This window comes from Rhodococcus sp. 5G237 (genome assembly GCF_053764735.1).
Genome location: NZ_JBSNCD010000016.1, coordinates 21,260 through 41,666, shown reverse-complemented (window position 1 = coordinate 41,666; position 20,407 = coordinate 21,260). Strand labels below are relative to the sequence as shown.

The 20,407-nt window shown below is 63.0% G+C and carries 24 protein-coding genes; 1 reads left to right on the top strand and 23 read right to left on the bottom strand.

Annotation, left to right across the window (positions count from 1 at the left end; genetic code table 11):
• The first annotated feature begins 118 nt into the window (after window positions 1–118).
• The gene (locus tag ACWPOC_RS25380) at window positions 119–724 is read left to right on the top strand and encodes a hypothetical protein (RefSeq protein WP_455409566.1); all 606 of its coding nucleotides are present in this window, start codon (window positions 119–121) and stop codon (window positions 722–724) included.
• An 87-nt stretch (window positions 725–811) separates the two neighbouring features.
• Here ACWPOC_RS25380 and ACWPOC_RS25375 read toward each other — a convergent pair whose 3' ends face one another.
• The 23 genes from ACWPOC_RS25375 to ACWPOC_RS25265 form a co-directional block, all read right to left on the bottom strand.
• Window positions 812–2,875: a sialate O-acetylesterase gene (locus tag ACWPOC_RS25375; RefSeq protein WP_455409565.1), complete on the bottom strand. Its 2,064-nt coding sequence runs from the start codon at window positions 2,873–2,875 to the stop codon at window positions 812–814.
• A gap of 12 nt (window positions 2,876–2,887) precedes the next feature.
• A complete protein-coding gene (locus tag ACWPOC_RS25370; protein WP_455409564.1) occupies window positions 2,888–3,364 on the bottom strand; it encodes a hypothetical protein in 477 nt (158 codons plus the stop codon).
• Window positions 3,357–3,824 (bottom strand): hypothetical protein, encoded by a 468-nt coding sequence (locus ACWPOC_RS25365; RefSeq protein ID WP_455409563.1) that lies wholly within the window; start codon window positions 3,822–3,824, stop codon window positions 3,357–3,359. Before ACWPOC_RS25365 ends, ACWPOC_RS25370 begins: the two co-directional genes overlap by 8 nt.
• A 13-nt stretch (window positions 3,825–3,837) precedes the next feature.
• Window positions 3,838–5,661, bottom strand: coding sequence for a glycine-rich domain-containing protein (locus tag ACWPOC_RS25360; RefSeq protein WP_455409562.1), 1,824 nt, complete (start codon window positions 5,659–5,661; stop codon window positions 3,838–3,840).
• Window positions 5,658–6,017 carry a putative phage holin gene (locus ACWPOC_RS25355; protein ID WP_455409561.1) on the bottom strand — a complete coding sequence of 120 codons (360 nt, stop codon included), beginning with the start codon at window positions 6,015–6,017 and terminating at the stop codon, window positions 5,658–5,660. Before ACWPOC_RS25355 ends, ACWPOC_RS25360 begins: the two co-directional genes overlap by 4 nt.
• Complete coding sequence (locus ACWPOC_RS25350) at window positions 6,014–6,220, bottom strand: DUF7620 family protein (protein WP_455409560.1); 207 nt, start codon at window positions 6,218–6,220, stop codon at window positions 6,014–6,016. The genes ACWPOC_RS25355 and ACWPOC_RS25350 overlap by 4 nt, the downstream gene beginning before the upstream one ends.
• Window positions 6,217–6,501 carry a hypothetical protein gene (locus ACWPOC_RS25345; protein WP_220666064.1) on the bottom strand — a complete coding sequence of 95 codons (285 nt, stop codon included), beginning with the start codon at window positions 6,499–6,501 and terminating at the stop codon, window positions 6,217–6,219. Before ACWPOC_RS25345 ends, ACWPOC_RS25350 begins: the two co-directional genes overlap by 4 nt.
• A gap of 3 nt (window positions 6,502–6,504) precedes the next feature.
• Entirely contained in the window at window positions 6,505–6,882 is a 378-nt protein-coding gene (locus ACWPOC_RS25340; protein ID WP_455409559.1) for a hypothetical protein, read from the bottom strand.
• Complete coding sequence (locus ACWPOC_RS25335) at window positions 6,879–8,135, bottom strand: peptidoglycan recognition protein family protein (protein ID WP_455409558.1); 1,257 nt, start codon at window positions 8,133–8,135, stop codon at window positions 6,879–6,881. The genes ACWPOC_RS25340 and ACWPOC_RS25335 overlap by 4 nt, the downstream gene beginning before the upstream one ends.
• Window positions 8,136–8,310: 175 nt before the next feature.
• The gene (locus ACWPOC_RS25330) at window positions 8,311–8,874 is read right to left on the bottom strand and encodes a phage gene 29 protein family protein (RefSeq protein ID WP_455409557.1); all 564 of its coding nucleotides are present in this window, start codon (window positions 8,872–8,874) and stop codon (window positions 8,311–8,313) included.
• An 18-nt stretch (window positions 8,875–8,892) separates the two neighbouring features.
• Window positions 8,893–10,530, bottom strand: a complete 1,638-nt coding sequence (locus ACWPOC_RS25325) for a Gp37-like protein (protein ID WP_455409556.1) — start codon at window positions 10,528–10,530, stop codon at window positions 8,893–8,895.
• A 13-nt stretch (window positions 10,531–10,543) separates the two neighbouring features.
• Window positions 10,544–11,440, bottom strand: a complete 897-nt coding sequence (locus ACWPOC_RS25320) for a phage tail protein (protein WP_455409555.1) — start codon at window positions 11,438–11,440, stop codon at window positions 10,544–10,546.
• Window positions 11,441–11,449: 9 nt separating this feature from the next.
• On the bottom strand, window positions 11,450–15,748 hold the full coding sequence (locus ACWPOC_RS25315; RefSeq protein ID WP_455409554.1) for an aggregation-promoting factor C-terminal-like domain-containing protein: 4,299 nt from the start codon (window positions 15,746–15,748) through the stop codon (window positions 11,450–11,452).
• A 9-nt stretch (window positions 15,749–15,757) separates the two neighbouring features.
• Window positions 15,758–16,015 (bottom strand): hypothetical protein, encoded by a 258-nt coding sequence (locus tag ACWPOC_RS25310; protein WP_455409553.1) that lies wholly within the window; start codon window positions 16,013–16,015, stop codon window positions 15,758–15,760.
• A gap of 137 nt (window positions 16,016–16,152) precedes the next feature.
• Entirely contained in the window at window positions 16,153–16,494 is a 342-nt protein-coding gene (locus ACWPOC_RS25305; protein WP_455409552.1) for a hypothetical protein, read from the bottom strand.
• 97 nt (window positions 16,495–16,591) lie between these two features.
• Window positions 16,592–16,771: a hypothetical protein gene (locus ACWPOC_RS25300; protein ID WP_449116373.1), complete on the bottom strand. Its 180-nt coding sequence runs from the start codon at window positions 16,769–16,771 to the stop codon at window positions 16,592–16,594.
• A complete protein-coding gene (locus ACWPOC_RS25295; RefSeq protein ID WP_455409551.1) occupies window positions 16,768–17,331 on the bottom strand; it encodes a hypothetical protein in 564 nt (187 codons plus the stop codon). The genes ACWPOC_RS25300 and ACWPOC_RS25295 overlap by 4 nt, the downstream gene beginning before the upstream one ends.
• Window positions 17,332–17,381: 50 nt before the next feature.
• Window positions 17,382–17,783, bottom strand: coding sequence for a hypothetical protein (locus ACWPOC_RS25290; protein WP_455409550.1), 402 nt, complete (start codon window positions 17,781–17,783; stop codon window positions 17,382–17,384).
• A 273-nt stretch (window positions 17,784–18,056) separates the two neighbouring features.
• Window positions 18,057–18,371 (bottom strand): hypothetical protein, encoded by a 315-nt coding sequence (locus ACWPOC_RS25285; RefSeq protein ID WP_455409549.1) that lies wholly within the window; start codon window positions 18,369–18,371, stop codon window positions 18,057–18,059.
• Complete coding sequence (locus ACWPOC_RS25280) at window positions 18,371–18,835, bottom strand: hypothetical protein (RefSeq protein WP_455409548.1); 465 nt, start codon at window positions 18,833–18,835, stop codon at window positions 18,371–18,373. The genes ACWPOC_RS25285 and ACWPOC_RS25280 overlap by 1 nt, the downstream gene beginning before the upstream one ends.
• Before the next feature lie 8 nt (window positions 18,836–18,843).
• On the bottom strand, window positions 18,844–18,996 hold the full coding sequence (locus tag ACWPOC_RS25275; RefSeq protein ID WP_455409547.1) for a DUF7302 family protein: 153 nt from the start codon (window positions 18,994–18,996) through the stop codon (window positions 18,844–18,846).
• Window positions 18,996–19,889 (bottom strand): phage major capsid family protein, encoded by an 894-nt coding sequence (locus tag ACWPOC_RS25270; protein WP_455409546.1) that lies wholly within the window; start codon window positions 19,887–19,889, stop codon window positions 18,996–18,998. Before ACWPOC_RS25270 ends, ACWPOC_RS25275 begins: the two co-directional genes overlap by 1 nt.
• An 18-nt stretch (window positions 19,890–19,907) precedes the next feature.
• Window positions 19,908–20,402 carry a hypothetical protein gene (locus ACWPOC_RS25265; protein WP_455409545.1) on the bottom strand — a complete coding sequence of 165 codons (495 nt, stop codon included), beginning with the start codon at window positions 20,400–20,402 and terminating at the stop codon, window positions 19,908–19,910.
• Between the last annotated feature and the right edge of the window lie 5 nt (window positions 20,403–20,407).

Genomic DNA, 20,407 nt, shown 5'->3' with positions numbered 1-20,407 from the left:
CGGATTTTAAGTCCGTTCGATACCCGTCGTGTGGCATCGTGCGATGCCTTGACCTGGGGTTTTGTGTCGTGTGGCGCCGTGTGAACCCCGTTGATGTGGCGTGAGTTGTGACAACTGTGTGACAACTCTGCCTGATCCGGCGAGCAAACAAACCGGATGGGATGATCCGATCATGAACCTTCGCTACCTCACACCCCTCACCGCGGCACTGCTCCTCGCAGGCTGCTCATCGGACGATCCGGCACCCACCCCCGAACCCACCGCCCCGACCTCCGAAGCGCCATCCACTCCTCGTGGCGCCACCCAAGCCGGCGTCGGCGAACCCGTCGAACGAGCAGACGGGGCCTACACCATCACCCTCACCGATCTTGTGGAACCGGCCGAATGCGGCACCTACGGGGAAGACCGTGATCCGGCTGATGAGGGCGGCAAGCTGGTGATCGCGACGTTCGAGTTCGAGACCTCCGACTACCCGCTCCCGTCGCAGTATCTGATGCCGCTCGAGTTCTACACGGTGACCGGTGATCGGGTGGCGTCGGTGCCGAACATCGGCGGCGAATACTCATGCACGGATGGGGTGAAGGGGCGTCAGGATTTGGCTCAGCCGTTCTCGAACACGTCGTATGAGCGCGTGGAGACATTCATGGTGCCTGTGGAGGCGGAGTGGTTGGGGTATCGGGACCCGGACACTCGGCAGGTGTTCGAGTGGAGCATCGACGGGTAGAGACTACGAATGGCCCCACCCTCCGAAGAGAGTGGGGCCATTTTCGCGCCTGCATGAGCGTGGCATCTGGATGCGTTACGGGCGGGTCTACGGCGTGGCGTAGAACGCCTTCTGATGCGTCGCCGCCGCGTTGCGCTGCGTGTCGGTCAGTGCGACCGGGAACGTCACCAGCTCGCACACCTTGCTCTTCGTCGCGACCGTCGGGGTGACACCACCCTGCAGGACCGCTCCGAAGCTGGTGCGAGTGAGCGTGGTCGGGTTCGACCGCGTGTAGGCGGTCCCGTTGATCCGGGCCGTGCCGTCCGTCCATGCCGAGAACGCCGAACCGGTATCGACATTCGCGAGCTGCCGCAGCGTGCCGTCGAGGGCGACACCCGTGCCGGTCACCGAGGCTGCACTCGCATCGGCGTCGTTGGTGATGAGCAGCGCCGGGGATCCACCGCCGGTCCAGTACGCCGGGACGTACCGGCCGCGACCACCCGACGAGGCGCTCTCGCCGAAGATCGCACCCGAGGCTGCACCTGCCGGCGGTGCCGTCCACACGCCGACATTCGAAGCCGCGCCCGCCGCGTACAGGCCGGCGAACTCGCCTTCCATCACGGTCAGGTTGTCGACCGGAGTCAGGGCGGGCTTGCCGTTGGCCTTCTCGATCGTGCCCGCGTTGACGATGCGGGGCTGCATCGACGCGGAGGGCTGCATCAGGTGCCGGCTATTGCCCGACTGGTCGTAAAGGGTATCGACGAAGCCGGAGCCGGAACCAACGAATGCGAGCAGCGCCGCCTCATCGAGCACGCCCGCGGAGGTGAAGCCGATGTCCAGGGTCGTGCTGTCCGTGCTGCGCCGCACCTTCAAAGCCGGGCCGCTGTAGGCGCCACGAAGTTTACGGGCCGGACTGTAGGCGGTGTACGCGGAGATGCCGACACTGTCGATCAATGCGGGCGGGCCGGTGGGCAGGGTGATCGCATTCGACACGGTCGCCGACGAGGTGCCCTGCTCGTTCACCGTCGACACCCGCACAGTGACCTGCGCACCGGCGGGCAGGGATGCAACCTCGGCGTAGTAGCCGACCGACTGCGTGCGGGTCAGAGTCGTCCAAGCTCCGGAGTCGACCCGGTACTCGACCTTGTAGTCGGTGACCCGGCTGACTGCCTGCGTCCAGTTCACGCGCACCGAGGTGCCGTCGATCGCGGAGATCGTCACCGAGGCCGGAGCGACCGGCGCGGTGCCGGGAGCGTTCGCCTTGGCGCGCCGCCACCCCTCGAAATACCGCTGCCCGAGCACGCGCTGACCGGCGGCGTTGTAATGAATCTTCTCGTCGGGGCCGTTGTACATCCCGGTCGGGCCGTACGCGAACGCGGTGTAGTGCTTCCGACGCGGCGTGTCGATGTGAACGCTGTTGACGATCGAATATCCCGAGGTCGTGGGGTTCGCGGCGACATGCTCGGCGATCCGGTCCGGGTTCATCTGCCCGAGGATGAACGGCACGCTCGCGCCGAACTCGGCACGGAAGCCGTCGATCAGTGCATCGAATCGACCCTGGTAGGCGTTCGCGGCGGTGAGACTGCCGGAGTCTCCTTCGCCCTGGTGCCACAGGATCGCGGCGACACGCGAGTTCGGGTGCGCGGCGAGTGCGGCCTTCACCTGCGCGACGGCTTCGTTGTAGAGGTTGACCGTCGCCGTGGTGTTCGACGGGTTCCAGGTGTAGTCGTTGCTCGGGGCGTCGAAGCTCGTCGAGCCACGGCCACACGGCACGATCAGCACGCGCCGGTTCGGGGGGATCGCTGCGGCGTACAGCTTCGCGAAGGTCGTGGCGAGGCTGACCCGTCCCGGCCCCATCGACGTGTAGTGCGCGAGCGGATCCTGGGCGGGGATGGTCTTGCGGTAGTAGGTGGCGTTGGCCTGGTTCGCGAACTGCTGCACCCGCGGGTCGGTCCAGTCGAGCATGGCGTCGTAGCCGTCACCGGAGCCGGTGTTCGACTGCCCAGCGAGCACGACGATGTCGTATCCGACGTCGTTCGGGTTGACGCCGCTCGCCACCTCGGACAGGTCAGAGAACCGCGCATAAGTGGAATCCAGGTCCGTTCGTACCGCAGCTGGCAACCGTGACCCGGCGGGCTGTGCGTCGTCCAGAGAAATAAGCTTCTTGGCCATCGCGGCCTCCAATCAGATCAGGTACAAGCCGGGATTACTCGGGTCCTCGGTGAGGCCGGCAGATGACGGGGAGTACAGGCCAGATCCGGGAGGATCCTCGACCAACGTGCCGCCACCACCGCCGCCCTGCTCAGCACGGTCGGCCGCGGCCTCAGCGCGAGTCATGTACTCGAACACCTTCGACACCACCGGAGGGTCGTAGTCGATGTACTGCTCGATCAAATCCCACAAGTCGATCGACGTGCCGGTCGGGATGTTGACGTCCCACGAGCGGAGGCGCCCGCCGGACACGTTCAGGGTGATCTTCGCGGGCCCCGGCTCCAGCACCGGCGACCCTGTGATCGTGCCGTTGAGGATCGGCAGGTCGAACGTGCGCTCATCAATGACCGCGCCCCCGGTGCCTTCACGCACATGCAACGCTTTGATCCTCACCGCGCCCTTCGCGGGCCGGCCCGCCGCATCCTTCACGCTGCCAACAAGGCTAGGCATTCGTCACGTCCTCTCCGAGAATCCCCTTACGTGCCTTACCGGCACGCTCCGCCTCCAACACCCGCACCACCTCCGCATCATCAGCAGTAGTGAGATACGCATTCACCTCATCCACCGTGAACGCAGACGGGTCATACTCCTGCGACGACTCCACAGGAACGTCCTCATCCACCACCGGCTCCGGCTCGAGCAGCGAATAACCACCCGCCATCTGCAACGCCAACGGATGGTTCGGGGTGTTCGTCACGTACGAACCCTCCTGGGGGCGCACGTCCTTCCCGAACACCGCCCCGAACTGCGTCGCCAACACCACAATCAACTGTCCGTCCTGACCGCCCAATGCAGGCTGGTGATACAGCAGCAGATGATCGGTGCCTTTCATCGGCGGGTCGATCCGATACAGGGTCGCCGGCGTCGGGAATCCGCCCACATTGTCAGCGACCATTACGGCAGTCGGCATCACACCAACCCTTCTACTTGAGTGCGATCGTCACAACAGCCGCCGTACCAGCAGCACCTGTTGTGGTTACCGACACGAGCGGAGACACACCCGCATTCGTCATTTGATGACCAGCCGTCGACAGGCTGACACCGTTCTCGTTCGTCGACCCCTCACCGTGATCCGACAACTCCGGTGCCCCGGACCACGTCTTCGACCGGAACTCGCTAGCGGACGTGGCAACGCCGTACAGGATCACTGTGTTCGCCTTCGTGGTGGTGACCGCAGGCAACTGTGTGCCCTGCGTAGACGCACGAGTCGCGCCAGCAACAGCATCGACCGCAGTTGCATTACGCACCGCCACGATCGCGCCCTGCCACTTCTGCGCCGTCGATGCCTGCACCGCCACCGCCGCAGACTCGTTCGGGGACGCGAACTTCGTGAACACATACAAGCGTTGCGGCGATTCGGAACCCGAGGCGACGACCGCCTGTGTCCACCCGAACGGGGTGTTCACCGATGCGTTGTCGCGTGTGCCGACGATCAACACGAGCATGTCCAACGGATTGTGTGCCGGAACTGGAATGTCATAGGTCGTGTAAATACCGGGGTTGACGTAACCACCGGTCGCAACACCGACGATCTGCGGAGGCAACGGAGTACCACCAGCAGTGAGCACAGGGATCGCGGCAGGGTCGGAGCGAAAACCATGCTCATCGACCGCTTTCACCTCAACCTGATAGTTCGTGGCCTTCACCAACCCGGTGAGCTCGAACGTGATCGTCGCCGTCGACCCCCACAACAGGCCGTTGACGTACACCTCATACTCGGTGACCGCCACATCATCCGTCGCCGCCGTCCACGTCAGGGTCGCGGAGGTTTCGGTGATGTTGTTGGCGACCAGGTTCGTGGGGACTGTGGGTGCGTCGGAAATGTCAGGGACGATGTAGGTGGTGATGAAGACAGCGCCACCAGCAGCATTACCGCCATTCGCAGACGGAACGCTACCGCCGCCGCCACCACCGCCACCAGCGCCTGACGGCCAACCGCCATGACCTCCACGACCCGGCGTCGTCGACCCGAACAAACCACCGCCGCCGCCACCGCCGCCACCACCAGACGAACCCATACCAACCTGCTGGGCAGGAACACTTGCTCCGGTCTGACCGTTCTCGCCATACGCGCCGCCCGCGCCACCCTGACTGAAAGACCCCGAGGAACCCGAGGGAGCTGGGAGCGCCGACATGGCTTCATCCTGCGTCCGCTCACCATTCCAGCCGTTACCGCCACGCATACGGAACGTCTTGTTGCCCGACCCATACGAATTAGGCCCTGCCCCTGTGGCGAGAACGTAATCACCGAATCGGGAATCCTCGCCGGCAGCGCCGTGACCGTTCGATGTCGCCCCCGAACCACCGCGACCCACGATCACCGGAACCGAAGCGGGCAGATCCGCGGCATTGAACTCGTACGTGTACCAGCCGCCCGAGTAACCGCCGTAACCGCCTTTCGAGTTACCGCTCATGGTGGCACGACCGCCGCCTGAGGAACCACCCATCACATCCACAACAACCTTGCGGGCACCCGGCGGTTTCACCCATGTTGTCGACGCAGAACACGTCATCAACTGCGCCTGCTGACCACCCAACACGATGTCGTCGATGCGGTTGTCGAGACGCACCACCTCGCGGTCGATGCCATACGAGAAGACCTTCTGCTGGCCCTGGGCGTTCTCCCACGGCGGCAGATTCTTTCCGCGAATGATCGACTTGACCGACGATTCGTTCAATCCCTGTGGATCTTTGACCGTGCCGATCTCCCACGCACCATCAGGCGCCCCACCAACCGGATATGTCACTGTGACACCCCGCGCTCCTCATGCTGGAACCGCCACAACACAATCAACCGATGCAACAGCGCGAGGACGAGCAGCGACACGACAGCAGCGCGCACCTCAGCGCGGAACGGGTAATCACCCAACCACCACACCGAGATCAGTTGCGTACCCATCAACCCGATCCCGACCGCGGTGTACATCAGCGTCTTGCCGGCCTCAGTGGACCGCCACGGAGAACGCAACCCGTACAGCAACGCGAACGACCACGCCAACACCGTCATCGCCGTGAGAAGGATCCGCGCCTCAGTCTCCGGACCGAACACCCCGATCACCGCAGCGCACAACCCCGCAGCAGCACCCAACACCACATGCCTCATCCGTGCCGCCTCCTCATCGCCGCCGCGGCAGACGCACCAAACCCGTTCACCCGCAACGCCGCCTCCGCACGCTCCGCCAAATGCTCCACATACGGACGCTGCTCCCGAGCCTCCTCGAGACGCTTCTCCGCCTCCATCCGCTCCGCACGCGCCCGCTTCACCGCCGTCGACTCTGGTTTCCGCTTCTTTCTCCACCACGTCACGGCCCCTCCCCTGCACCCAACTTTTTCAGGGCGTCGGCGATATGCACCGACAGCTCGATCTTGGGAATGAGCGTGGAAATCTGCTGAGACTGCTCCACTGTCAAATCCTCGAGTTTCTCGATGCGCTTGTTCTTCTCGTCGATCTGCAGGTTCTTCTCTGCGAGCGCGGAGCGGTACAGCCACCGCGGCACCAGGCCGCCGCCAAGAATGAGCAGAACGGCGAGAGACAACAGTCCGGTGAGTCCGAGGTCGGCGACGGCGATGCCCGCCACGGATTCCATGTGCTACCGCCCTAATGGGGGGACAACGTACGGGTCGACAGGCGGTTCCGGATCAGGTTGGATCTCAGGTTCACGAACATGCGCTTGGACACGCGGAGAGGACGGGAGACGAGCAGCGATCTCCTGATTCACACGAGCCTCGATCATCGACCACAGTGGGCCGAGCTTCTCGACACTCTGACGGACCTTCGTCACCGGATCAGTCGGAGCGTTCGGAACCAGGTACACCAGCAGGGCGCCGGCAGTCACCGCGATCACCGTGAGGACCGAGGCGACGTTCTGCGGCAACACATCACCGAGCGACGACAGCAACTGAGGGACAATCGCCGCGACCGCACTCAGGGCAGCGACGAGGAACTTCCGGGCTTCAGCGAACGTCATGACTGTCCTCGCTTCTCGAGTGCTTCCAGGCGCTCAGCGATGGCAACCTGATTGCGGAGGATCTGAGCGATCGCATCCGTCTGCGTGCGGAAACCGAGCTGCTCCCACCCGGGGTACTCGCCGAAGTCTCGACCCCCGGTCAGTTGCTGGCGTACATCCTTGACGTCGCTGCCGATCGGACCGCAGAACCCCGCGATGAAGTCTTTGATTTCCTGTACTTCCTGAGCGCTCATCGGCGCATCACCTGCCTTGGGTTTGTCGATGTGCTTCTGCACGTCACGCCGGAACGCATCCATGTCGATGCCGCCCGGATCCCACTTGCCCTGCGCCTTACCGCCCCACTCCTTGTGGCCGATAACCCGAGACGAGTCATGCCCGAGCTTGCGGAGAATCGCCGCCACACCACGCACGTAGGCGTCGTACTGCGCCGGTTGCCATCCCTCAGTGCCCGAGTTCTCCGCCTCGATACCGATCGTCAGGCGGTTCGCGTCGTTCGTCGGCAGCCCCGGATGCGATCCGACGCCGGCGTGCCAGGCGATGCCGACACCGCACAGGGTGTACTTGCCGTTGCGGTCGAGGTGCAGCTGCGATGCGAGCCCCAGCGAAGGATGCTCCGCGATCGCTTTCGGGCCGGGGTTCGATCCCGCGGGGGCGCCGGTGTGGTGCGCCATCACACCCCAGATCCCTGCGAAGTCGCCCTTGCCGCGGTTGAACGCGCCCGGGTAGATGTCGCATGTGAGTCCTTCTTCGCGAAGGACGTCGGCGAGCCAGATCGGATCACCCACGGTATGCACCTCCTGTGCCGTCGGTTCCGGGGCGCGATGCTTCCCACCAGACTCCGCAGCGATGCGGTCGTAGAGTTGCTGCGCTTCGGTCATCCGCTTGTCGTAGCGATCCGGGTACGCCGACCGCTGCACTGCCTGCGCATACCAGCCGGGTGTGCGGGACGTGTTGTTGTAGTCGAGCTTCTTCAGTTCGGTGAAGAACAGCTTCGCGGAGCGGTACGGGTCCATACGGTCAGCGACTGTTCCCCACCACGGGGCGCGCTGCTGGAATAGTCCGACCGAGTTCGCGTCCGATCCGACCCGCTCGTGCGGGAAGTTCAGCGACTCCGGGTCATTGCGGTTCGCGTACATGATCCAGTCGCATTCGACCGAAACCGTTGCGAACGCGATGACGATGCCCCGCGGGGTGATCCCCAGATCACGTCCCGCCCGGAGGACTTCGCGGGCGTACTCGTCACGTTTGCTCATAGGTTTCGTCCTTCCCTGATCCACTGGAGGACCACCTGACGGATCGGATCCACAAACGACTGCTGCACACCATCCGACGGATCAATCCCCAACACGCCACACGCGCCGACCACCAACGACACCGACACACCCAAGTGCCCAGCGATCTCATCGACCAGGCGTATATCCGGATGACTCATACGCCCGGCCACTTCCGCAGAATCTGATCCCGCTTCTTCCCGGTCATCTCCGCAGCAATCACACGCTGCATCTCCTCCCAATTCCCCTGGGATGCGATGCCCTTCAGATAGCCGTTCACCTCACTGGGAGTGGCATCGGACGGATCGAACTGGTCCAACGAATACGCCCGCGCCGTGGACTCTTGCTTCGGTTCGTCCTTCACAACCCCGTGGTAACGCAGCTGCTCGGCGATGATCTCCTGCTCGTTGCGGGTGTACAGCCCGACATCGGGGATGATGACCGGCTCAGGATCCGGCTCGTCGACAGGCACCCAATCCGACAGTCCATTCAGGGTGTGTTCAGGGCCGCGGCGCGCCGGCCGAAGCTTGATCTTCGCCTTCGCCGGATCCGGCTGTTCAAACCCCAGATCGGCCATGCGTTTCGACCACTGCCGCAGGATGTCGTCCTGCGGAGTGAACGTCTGATCCCCCACGAACGGGAGTGCCACGAACAGCCATTGGAACGCCTCGTACGGGTCGTCAGGATTGCAGTTGTCGCGAGTCGGGATCTTCTGCCCCATATGCGGGATGCCTCTCGATCAGAAGACTCCGAGGTCACTCAGGAGTCCGAAGATTTCTTGCAGAGTTTCGAAGGCACGCGCGATCGGATCCTCCGGTTCACGCTGGCCGATCGTGATCTTCCAGGTGGGCGCCTCATCGCGACTCCACGACAGAACGAGCTCGGAGACGCGGCCGACGTAGAGCTTGCCCTTCGGCATCCCCTCCACGTTGAACGCAACCCGATCGCCGAGGAAGAAATGACCGCGGCCCCGTTCCCCGATCCGCCAGGGTGCGTTGTCCGCCACCGTCAGGGTCGCTCTGACCCGTTCCCTCGACGCGTACATTTGTGCGCGTTGAGTGATCAGGTAGGCGAGCGTGTACGCCTTGTCCGCACCTTGAGCGAACATCTCGTGATAACGAGAGCCGCCCAATCGTTGAGCGCGTTGCTGATTGCCGATCTTGCCGAACGCGAGCAGCACGTCTGTGTAGAGCGGTGCTAGTACGGCGTCGACTGCGCCGCCCACTGGGGGGACGCCAATGATCATTGCCACGAGGTCGCCGGCCATCTGAATCGCTGCCGAGATCGCCTCGTTCACGCCAGGCATCGAATGCCCGCCTGCGACCGAACCGACCGCCGTCGCCGGATTCCACTCCCACTCAGAATCCTGAATGCCCGTGTTCTCGTTCTCGAGATACACAACCGCCGGCATCGACGGCAACGTGCCCTTGAACCCTGGCTGATACGCCTCCGCAGGAACATTCGGATTCGGCAACTGATGCACCGTCTCCGTGATGCCGTCCCCGGCGATGTTCACCAGCTCGCGAATCAAGCCGTTGAAGAAGTCGCCGCCGAACGATGTGCCGGTGTTCCAGCCGGACTTGTCGACAACATCCCACACGAGGCAGCCGTGCCGCAGGTTCGCGCCAGGCCACGGAGGCGGATCACCTTCGAGGTAGCGTCGGCATTCCCACGACAGCTGGGCGTCTTCCATGACGCGCTTCGTCGCCTCGTGCACCGTCTTCATGCGGCCGTGGACGATTGCCCCGACACTGTTGTCCGAGCCGGTGTTGGGTTTGACGACCTGCCACCATGTGGACTGGTCGAAGTTGAACCACTTTGAGCCGTCCAGCGGGTCATCCGGCAACGCCCACATCGACGATTCGAGGCGCATGAGATTCACGAGCAGTGTCGTCTTGACGCACCACTTCGCCCGCCCGAACGTCACCCATACCTTCGGAAACTGAATCTCCGGAGGAAGGAACGGGTTCGGGTACACAAGCATGTACTTGAGTTCTTCGAGGTCATGTTTGAAGGTGACTCGAACGATCTTCCGACCGTCGGTGTCTTTGATGACCTTCACGCCATCAGCGCGACCGCCCCACCGGGCGCCGTCCTTGTCCACGGTGATGTGGATGTTGACGGTCTGCCGCGCATCGGTATCGACGCACCATTTCGACAGGTAGTAGTCGAGCGGCATATCGAGGGTGCCGATGCCGGTGTCGCCGTCGAGGAACTGGAAGCTTGCGTTGATCTCCTGCTTGACGATCCCCCGCAGATTCCAGTTGCCGTCAAAGAGCCGTATGAGCGGAGGTTGTAGACGCTTCTCGGCTTCCTTCTTTAAACGAGACGTGATCTCGTTGAACGCCGAATCGAAATCAACGACAGGTGCAGTCACCACTCACCCCCAATCAATGCAATCCCCAGGGCCGCGACCACGGGCGTGGTAGACGTACCTGCACACCCGCGCCCGCGCCCGCGTTACGTACAAACACCGGAACCTCTGTCGGTGGCGTGTACGGCGGGATCGGATACAGGAACCGCACCGCCTTCATGCGGATGTAGTACGGCGTGTTCCCCGTTGTGAAGTACTGCTGCGTCGCCTCATCCGAATCGATCACCAGATCCCCATCGGCGGACACCAGCGGATCCAGTTCGATCACCCGCTGCGCATCGAGAACAGCGCGCTCCTCTTTGTCATTGCCCCACGAGAAGTCCGGCAGCGTGAAGACCGAACCAGCAGATCCCTTGCAGACCCACTTCGCCCAAATCTCCTGATCAGTCGGATTCGACACCAACACCGACCCCTGCACATTGGTCGACCCGGTGGCGGACTCCCACACGTATTCGTCGGTGTCATCCTCCGAATACCAGAACGGATCATCCGCCACCGTGGTCATCACCACGCGCTCGATCTGCGTAACCTCCGGATCACCCTCCGGCTGGAAATCAGGCTGCTCCGAAAGCTTCAAACGCAACACACGGACCGAATCACCCTTCTCGACCCACAGTTCCGTTTCCTTCTCGTAGTCCCATGCCTTCCGCCACTCGCTGTCCAGGAACTCCCAGTTGCCCTGCTCAGTGCCATCGATGACCACACCGAACACCACCGGACGTTCCAAGAACCGTTTCCCGCCGTACGTGGCACCCTTCTGAAAAGCGTGGGAGTGACGGATCGTCTTCACCGGGGCGTCATACAGACCCTGCACATCAGTACCGAGATGCACCCCTTCATCACCCTCACCAGGACCGGCGATGGTGAACCACGATCCGTTCACTCCCTTCACCCGCACGCGAGTACTGGCCACACCCCACTCCTAGCCGCGGCGAGAGAACGTCAACGCTTCCTTCTGGCGGCGCTCACGTTCCTTCCTCATCGCTTCGTCGATGTTCGTGACGTGGTAGTGGATGTGTTCCTCCACGACCTTCACGCCCTGCTTCGCGAGCTGCGAAATGAACCCATCACCCGATGGCAGGCCGAGGTCGGACTTGAACTGGTCGACGTTCGCCGACAAGAAGTCCGAGCCGATCTTCGAGGCGCGAGCGCCCCAATCGGTGTTCTCCTCGCTGGTGTACGTCGCATCCACTCCTGTGCCACCCACAGGTGCCGGTGCCGTAGCGCTTCCACCGGGCTGGGCGTCCGGTGCGTCGGCGCCGGCCGGTGCGAGTTTCGTCAGGGCGTCGATGAACTCCGGCTTCTCCATGACGTCGACGAGACGTTCGAAGTGCTTCGTCATCTCCGGCGATAGAACACGCTCCGGCTGGATCACGTTCTTCAACATGACCCCGACACCCGACGCCAATCCGCCCTGGTCGTACCAGCCGTTCTGCTCCCAGAACGCCTTCGCCGCCAACGGATCGCCATACCTGTCCCGGATGTACCGGGCCATTGCGTCACCCTGAACCTTCGGGTTCGGGTTCTCGTCCGGCAGATACTGATCTTTCGTGGAACCGAGGAACTGCGCGAGACCGAACGCCCCCGACTGCGGGTTACGCGCCATCGGATCCCAGCCGGACTCCCGGCCAACAATCCATTGCGCCGCATCCCACTGCGGACCATCCCCCCACCCGTACGCGGAGAACGCCTCACGCACCTGATCGACAACCGGACCCGAACCGGGCGCCACATCGAACGAACCCCCAGAGGAGCCGCCCTTCGCATCCGCCTGACCGAGGATCCAATCCCGAACCGACGTACGGAACTTGTCGAACGCCAACTTTGGCAACTGCCCGATCTGGGAATCACCGAACGTCGGGATCATCCCGCCGATCGGATCCATGATGCCGTCGAACAACCCAGCGATCATGCGACGGAAGAACCCAGGTCCCCCGCCGCTGCCCGACGACCCGGCATCCGCAGACACCAACCGACCATCCGAACCGACGATCTCCGACATCGCCCAGTGAACGTGATCCGAATGCCCACCGATCGCACCGGTCGGCCGGCCCTCATCGATGTTCGGGCCCGGATCCCAGAACAGCTCGAGCGCGTTCGGATACGTCGATGCGATCCAGTTCGCGATCTGCTGCATCGGACCACCGAGGTCGATGGCCTGACCTGCCATGTGGAAGTCGTAACCCGACCCCACATCCGCATAGCGGGTGCCGGAGTTGAGGCTGGCGTTGGGGAAGGCGGTACGCACCGCATCCCACATCGACCGCTGAATATCTGTGGTGATCTCAGCGCCGGCCTGAACGACGCCGCCGGTGGCGTAGTGGAAGTGATCCGACTCGCCCTTCCGGAACCCGCTGGGGTTCTGGTTCATCTGGTCGAGTCGGCTCACACCGATCTGCTTCACAGCGTCAGCACGCAGAACGTACTCACCGTTGGACAGCATCGCCGGGATCTTGTCGTCCGTCGGACCACCAGCACCCCGCACGTGACCACCGGTGGCGTAGTGCGCGAGCTCGCCGAGGTTCGCTTCCTGCAACTCGTCGAGCCCCAGGAACCCGGCAACCTTGTTCCACGCCGCCCGGATGCCGTTGTTGTAGACCGTCTCCACAACGAACCGCACCGGCTTCGCCACAATCGACTTGATGCGATCCCACACCTGACCAATGAACCCGACCGCCGTATCGAACGACGACTTCAACGTGTCGAGAGCACCCTTCATCGCCTCCCACACAGGGTTCACGACGTTGTCCCACACCCACTTGATGCCGTTACCCAACGCATCCCAAGCAGGTTTGATCACGTTGTTCCAGGTGTTCTGGAAGAACGTTCCCACCGCCGACAGGGCAGTCTTGAGGGCTTCCCAGGTGGGGTTGATGATGCTGTTCCACACCCACTGAATCCCGGCACCCAACGCATCCCACGCAGGCTTGATGACGTTGTTCCACGTCGCCTGGAAGAACCCCCCCACCGCAGCAAGCGCAGCCTTCAGGGCCTCCCAGGTCGGGTTGATGATCGAGTTGTACACCCACTGGATCCCCGCGCCGAGAGCATCCCAGGCAGGTTTGATCACCGAGTTCCACACCCACGAGAACGCCTGCCCCAGCAGCCCGAGTCCAGCCTTCATCGTCTCCCAGATCGGGGACAGGAAGGTGTTCCACACCAACTGCACCGTCGCGCCGATCGCATTCCAGGCGAGGATGAACGGGGTGATCAACACGGTGCCGACGATCGCCATCAACACCTGGGCGGCCTGACCGATGAACCCGAACACCGGCTGGATCACCGACGACCACAACCAGTTCGCCTTATCGCCCAACCAGCCCACCGCGGTCGTGATGCCGTTGAACGCCGGCACCAACGCCGAGTTCCACAGCCACATCGCCTTATCGCCGACCCACCCGAACGCAGCCATGATGCCGTCGAACGCGACCTGCAAATACTCCCACGCCGTGCTGACCGCGGTCTTGATGCCGTTCCAGACCTTGTCCCAGATCTTCCGGCCAACTTCAGTTTTCGTAAAGAACAATGCCAGCGCTGCACCAGCTGCCACCACCGCGGCGACAATCAGACCGATAGGGTTCGCTGCCATGGCGGCGTTCATCGCCCACTGTGCGATCGTCCCGGCCTTCGTGACCGCGGTCCACGCAGCCTGAACACCGGTGATCGTTTTCGTCACTGCCACATACGTGCCGATACCGGCCACAACCGGGGCGATGACCATGCCGAGGGTCTTGAACGTTTCGGCATTGCGCATCAGGAACGACGCCATGTTGTTCAAACCGTCGAGCAACTCACCGGTGACCTGGCGTTTGAACGTCTCGAACGCCACACCAACACCCGAGTTCAGGGTGTCACCGGCCTCCGCAGCGGACCCCGCGAACCCCGCCATGTTGTCCTGCGCACCCGTGATCCCCTCAAGGAACGCCGGGATCTGGTCAACCGACAAGTCCTCGAGCGGAGTACCGAACAAGGCGATGGCCTGATTCGCTCGATCCGCCGGATCCTCGATCGCCAACAGTCCCGCAGCTGTGCGCTGCAACGCCTCACGCGCACCCTCACCGCCCGCGGCAACCATGTTCGACATCTCGACCGCGTCCAAGCCGATCGCCTTGTACGCATCCGACGAAGCCGTCGACATGTCCGCGCCGCGGATCGTGAATTCCTTCAAAGCATCGCCGGTCTTATCAAGCGCGAACTTGCCTTGCTCAGCAGCGGAGACCAGGAGCGAGAACGACTCTTCGCCGTTCAGCCCCAAAGCGCGGAAGTTCGTTCCGTACTCCTGAAGGATCTCCGGCAACTCTTCCCGCATCGCCGCTGGCACACGCTGGAAGCTGGCGGTCATCAGGTCGAAGGCTTCTGTGGAGTCCTTCGCCAAACCGTTCGTCACCAACAGTGACGCCGTTTGGATGGAGTTCGCAACGTCCTGATCGAAAATCGTCGCAAAATCCAGAGCAGTCGCGGAGATTTCCTCCATCGACTTTTCGCCTTCGAACCCCGCAGTCTGGAATGACGACGCGACGAGACCGATCGTCGACGCCGCCTCTTCCATCGACTCACCGAAACCATTGCGATAGAGCTCGCCGGCCTTCTGACCGTACTCAGCGGCGAGATCTCCGGTCGCGCCCATCGAAGCAGCAAGCTTGTTGGTGATCTGCTGGTTCTCGATGCCCTGCATACCGAGCTCGATAGCCGACCCGATACCCACCACAGCAGTCGCGAGCCCGGCCAACTTACCGGCAGCACCAGAGGCGGCATCACCGAATGTGCCGAGACCACCCGACGCTGAATCGGTGGACTGCTCCACATCATCGGTAGAGTTCGCGAGATCCGCCTGCGCTTGCGACAGTTCATCGACGGCACGTTCACGTTGGCGGGTGGCGTCGGTGGCTTCACGCTGCGCGATCCGTAGACGTTCCTCAGCGCGAATCAAATCCGACGTTGCTGCGTCACCCCGGGCACGGACCTCGTTGAGTTCTGCCTCAGCGAGACGCGCCCGACCCGCAGCATCGGTCTCCGCGTTACGGGCCTGAGCCATCCGCTGCGAAGCTTGCCGGACACGAGACTCCGCACCCTGCAAACCCTGCGCGACGTTGTTGCCCATCTGCACGCCGACACGCTGAGCGTCATTGAGCAGAGGGCGCATCATCTGCTGAAGGTTGCCCTGAAGGCCACTGAGGACCGGGATCACGCTGAGCGATGCGTACCCAATATTTTCGGCCAACAGAGCCTCCTAATCTGCGGCGGATTCCGCCTTACGCGCCATCTCCCGGCGCCGCTTCTCCGCGATCCGCTGACGACGAATCTGCGCACGACGCGGAGTCTCACGCTTATCCACATCCGCTTTCGGTTTCGGACGGGCCGGATGAGGCTTCCCCGACATCACATGCACCAGATCCGAGAGAAGGAACGCTTCATCGGACCAGCGTCGGCGCCCCTCATTGAAGTGCTTCACGATCCGCGAATCATCAGGCAAATCCTCGAGATACACGCCGATCTCACGAAGGGTGAGCTTGCGGGTGCCGTCCCAATCTCTCCTCCACCGGTCCGTGTACCGCACCCCGTAGAAGCGACGCAGGTCAGCTTCTACGAGGCGCTCGTGATCACGGAGAACTTGGAGGAGGCCGATCAGTTTCCCCCGAACCCGACCTGTTCCTGGATCGCCTGGAACAGCGACGCGAAGTCGGTGGGCTTGATCTTCGGGCGGGCCTGACGCAGCTTCAGGGTCTGCTTCGGGCCGAGAAGCCCGAGGGTGGCTTGCACGACGTTGTTCGCCGACAGCGGCTCGACGACCGTCCAGAAGTCCCAGTCGTCGGGATCGGAAAGGATCTCGAACTCGAGGCCGTCCCACTCGATGACGGTGGTGGCTTCGCCTTCGGCCTCTGCCTGCGCGGGACTCTTGTGGTCCTGCGGTTCGGGTGCCTTCGACATGTCCGGGGCGTTGGTCTTACGGGGACGTGCAGTAGTCATGATGAATCCTTTCGCGGGGAATGCGGGGAGAATGCGGGGAAGCTCGAGCAGTCAGGGGCGTGGAGTGTCCCCGCGACACCACCACGCCCCCGACATCTCATTCCTCCGGGGAAGCGACCGTCACCACTTCGGCGGTCTCAACCTCGGGGACATCCGTGTGATTCGTGCGCCGAGCAACCTTGGCCTTCACCAGGTTCTCGGCAGACACCTCATCGACCCACCGGCGATCACCCTTCGAATGTCGGCCATGGTCCTTCAGGAAACGGACCTCGATCACGGCGTCACCGGAGCAGCGCCGGAGACCTGACGGTCGAACAGTTCGATGTCGTCGCCGACCGACTTGCCGAAGATGTTCGCCGTGATCTCCAGGCGGGTGATGTCGGATTCGTTGCGGTTGTTGTTCGGCACCGTCAGGCGAGCACGCGACACCGTGAACAGACGCTCCACCGTGCCGGTATCGGAGGTGGTGTCGAACCCGAGCCACGCATAGACGGGCTTCGGCATGAGCAGCTTCGACTCGGTCGACCCGGGCCACAGAACCGCACGAGTTGCCTCGTTGTCCTCCAGCGCGGAGAACGTACGGTTCAGCTTGAAGTTACGGGAACCGATCTTGATCAGGCCGATACCCCAGCCGTAGTGCTCGGTCTCATCAAAGGTCCGCTCCTCGCCGAAGCCGGCCTCGCCGTCGAGGATGCCGAACTCTCCCCAGCCGGTAGCGAACGGGGCTTCGGTGACCGCGGTGTCAGCGTCGGTCGGGAGGGTCGGACGGGTCGCGGCGAGGGACAGCCACACGCGGGCGTCCTGCCAGATATTCACGTTCTCAGGTGAACGAGCCATGCTGAATGCACCCCTTTCAAAGGGATCAGAGAATTGAAAGAAAGAGAGAGTCAGGCGACGACGGTGCGGGACTTCACCGCGACCGTGAACGACGCCATGATCCCGCCATTGTCATCACGCGCATCGAGAATCGACGACGGATCACGCACCGAAGCCACACGTGGAACATCACGTGACAGCAGCAAACCGGCACACGCCGCCGCTACCTGCCGGGCAAGAGTGCGACCAGAAGCCCACACCGTCACCCGAATCCGCGGCTCCGTCACAATCGGCCACGTCGCCGGACCGCCATCGTCGAACACCACCACCGCCGGCGCGTTCTTCGGCGACCAATTCTGCGGCAACACCAATCCGACAGTCGGCGCAGAAGAAAAGCGGCCCACAAGAGCCGCCCTCAAAAACTCTGCCACCGCACCAGCCGAATCATCCGGCACCCTGATCGGCCCCGTCACGGCTTCTGCCTCACCTCGAGGCCACGCGACGCCGCAGCACGAGTCAACGCACCCGACTTCGCCTGCCTCGCCGCCGGCACCTTCACCGACGCAGCAGAACGATCCGTCGTATACTCGTCGACCTTCACACCCTTCGACGACCCACCAGCAGCCTCACCCAAAGCGCGAGCCTCCCGATTCGTCATCTCACGGAACTCAGCCGACTTCAGCAGCTTCGCGATACCCGCATGATTCAGGCGAACCTGACCGGGCCTAGGAGGAGTAGCCACACGATCACCCCACTCTCGACGTAGCAACAACCTCGATACCACCGAACGACGGATCCCACTGCGGACGCCACGTGCGCACACGCGCCCGGTACGAGCCGCCGCGAATCAGCAGTTCGTCACCATCGATGACGTCGGCGCCGTGCTCGAGGAACACAGTGAACTCGACAAGCTCGCCGTCACGACCGACCGCATCCATCTCGTTCGTCGCACCAGGCGCGATCCCCAACGGAACGAGTGTCAGCTCAGGATTCTCGATGACGATCGGATCGCCGTTCTCATCCCAACCACCATCCGACCGAACCCGCGTGATCGTCTCCATCAGGGCAACTCCCACAACGGATCGCCGCCGGTGAGCACCGCCCCGCACGAGCAGTACGCAGCACCGAAGTTCACTGCGCACACCTCCGCGTGCACGTTATGCGCGCCCGCGTACGTGTCGATCGAGAACGCCCGAGTCTCCGACCCACCACACAACTTCTGAAGGTCGGTGATCTCCGACGGCCAGAACATCGCCCGCCGAACCTTCGACGTATCGATGGTCTGCGAGAACGGCCCCGCGGCCTGAGACACCACAGCGCCAGTGCCGGCATCATTCCACCGGAGCACCGCACCACGAAGAATTGCCTTCGCCGCGGCAGGCTTCGCAAACGAATCCTCGAGGATGCACGGCGCCACCTCAGCAGCGAGCGCCAATGCATCCTCGATCATCGCCTCAGCTTTAGCCTCATCGATGCCCGGAGCGAACGGCAGGAGGTCATCGACCGTCAACACAACAGCCGGCATGATGCCCCCTACTCGTCGTCAGATTCGGCAGCCTTCTTACGCGTCCGACGGGCAGGCTTCGGAGCCTCATCGACCCGCTCCCAATCGCCGTACAACTTCGCGGCAAGAGCATCATCGACAGTGATCCGAACGCCCGTCACCTTGTTCTTCAGGCGCGGCATTACGGCGTCGCTTCCTCGATCACGGTGAAGCGATCCGCGAAGACGTACCAGCCGTACACGATCTCCAGGCGGAGAGCGATCTGGTTGTGACGCTTCAGGTCGCCCTGACCGTCGGGGTCACCGAAACGGATGACCTCGAGGGGGATGTTCCGCTGAACACCCCAACGGATGCCGGACTGGAAATCGCCGACGATCGCACGGACACCGGTGTCGGTTGCTTCCGGCTGAGCCGAGACGGTGTTCGACACCGACGCGTTGATGCCCTGGAAGTTGCTGATCGACGTGCCGAACCCGAGATCCGGGAACTTCTTACGGCCATCCGCGTACCGCGCTGTTGCCAGAGTCCACGCGTACGCGGGATCCAGCGCCATGCCGTTGACCGACTTCTGATCGGCGAGGAGCAGACCCACCGCAGCCTCGACGTCCATGTCAGCGTTCGCGCCGATGGCGACACGCTTCGTGGTCGAGTTCAGGTAGTTCGTCCAGCCGGTGATCGGAGCGCCCGTCAGCGGGTTGATGCGGTAGTACGCGCCGAGATCCAGAGCGCGGGACAGTGCGGTCGAACCGGCGCCGGCGAGAGTGTTGACCGCCTGAAGCTGGTAGTCCTCATCAGCCCACAGAACTTCCTCGTTGAACCGCATCGTGACCTGAGCCTTCTTCGGCGTAGCGGTCACGAAGTCGAACGAGCCCGTGGTGTGCGACTTCTGCGCACCCTCACCGACGAACTCTGCCCGAGGCGCCTCGTTGAAGGTGATGATGTCGACGTTGCCGAACCGCATCGGTTCCTGACCCGACAGGGCCGCAACAGTCGAACCCGAGATGACATCACGAACCATGCCGTCCGCGATGTTCCGGGGAAGATTCTTCAGATCCCCAGTTCCGAAAGTAGCCACGTTTCCCTCCTCAGGGAATTAGTCGCCGCCGAACAGATTGCGTGCGAACGCACGCGCATCCGTCTCGACCGCAGGATTGGTGGTGCCCTCACGGGGCACGAAGTTGCCTTGCCTCTTACGCTTGCCTGGCTGACCGACGAGTCGATCGACCTGCTTCAGCAGAAGATCCGGATCCGACGCGGTGAGGAACAACTCGGCATCTTCCTTGTCGATGCCGTGCAGCTTCACCAGATGCGAACGAAGAGCCTCGGATACCTTGCCCGGAACAGATGCCGCCTCAGCCTCAGCCTTCGACAGCCGCTCCGTGAACTTCTCGGTCTCCGACTTCTGCGCATCCTCGAGCTCCGCCAACCGCTTCGCAGCGGCAGCGTTCTCCTTGGCGCGCTTCTCCTGCTCCCGAGCCTTCGACTTCCAAAAATCCACCGTTTCGGTAGGCTTCTGGTTCTCCTCCTGCTCGACGTCCTGCTGATCCTCAGTCTCCGTTTCGGTGACGTCGGTCGTGTTCTCAGACATGCGTT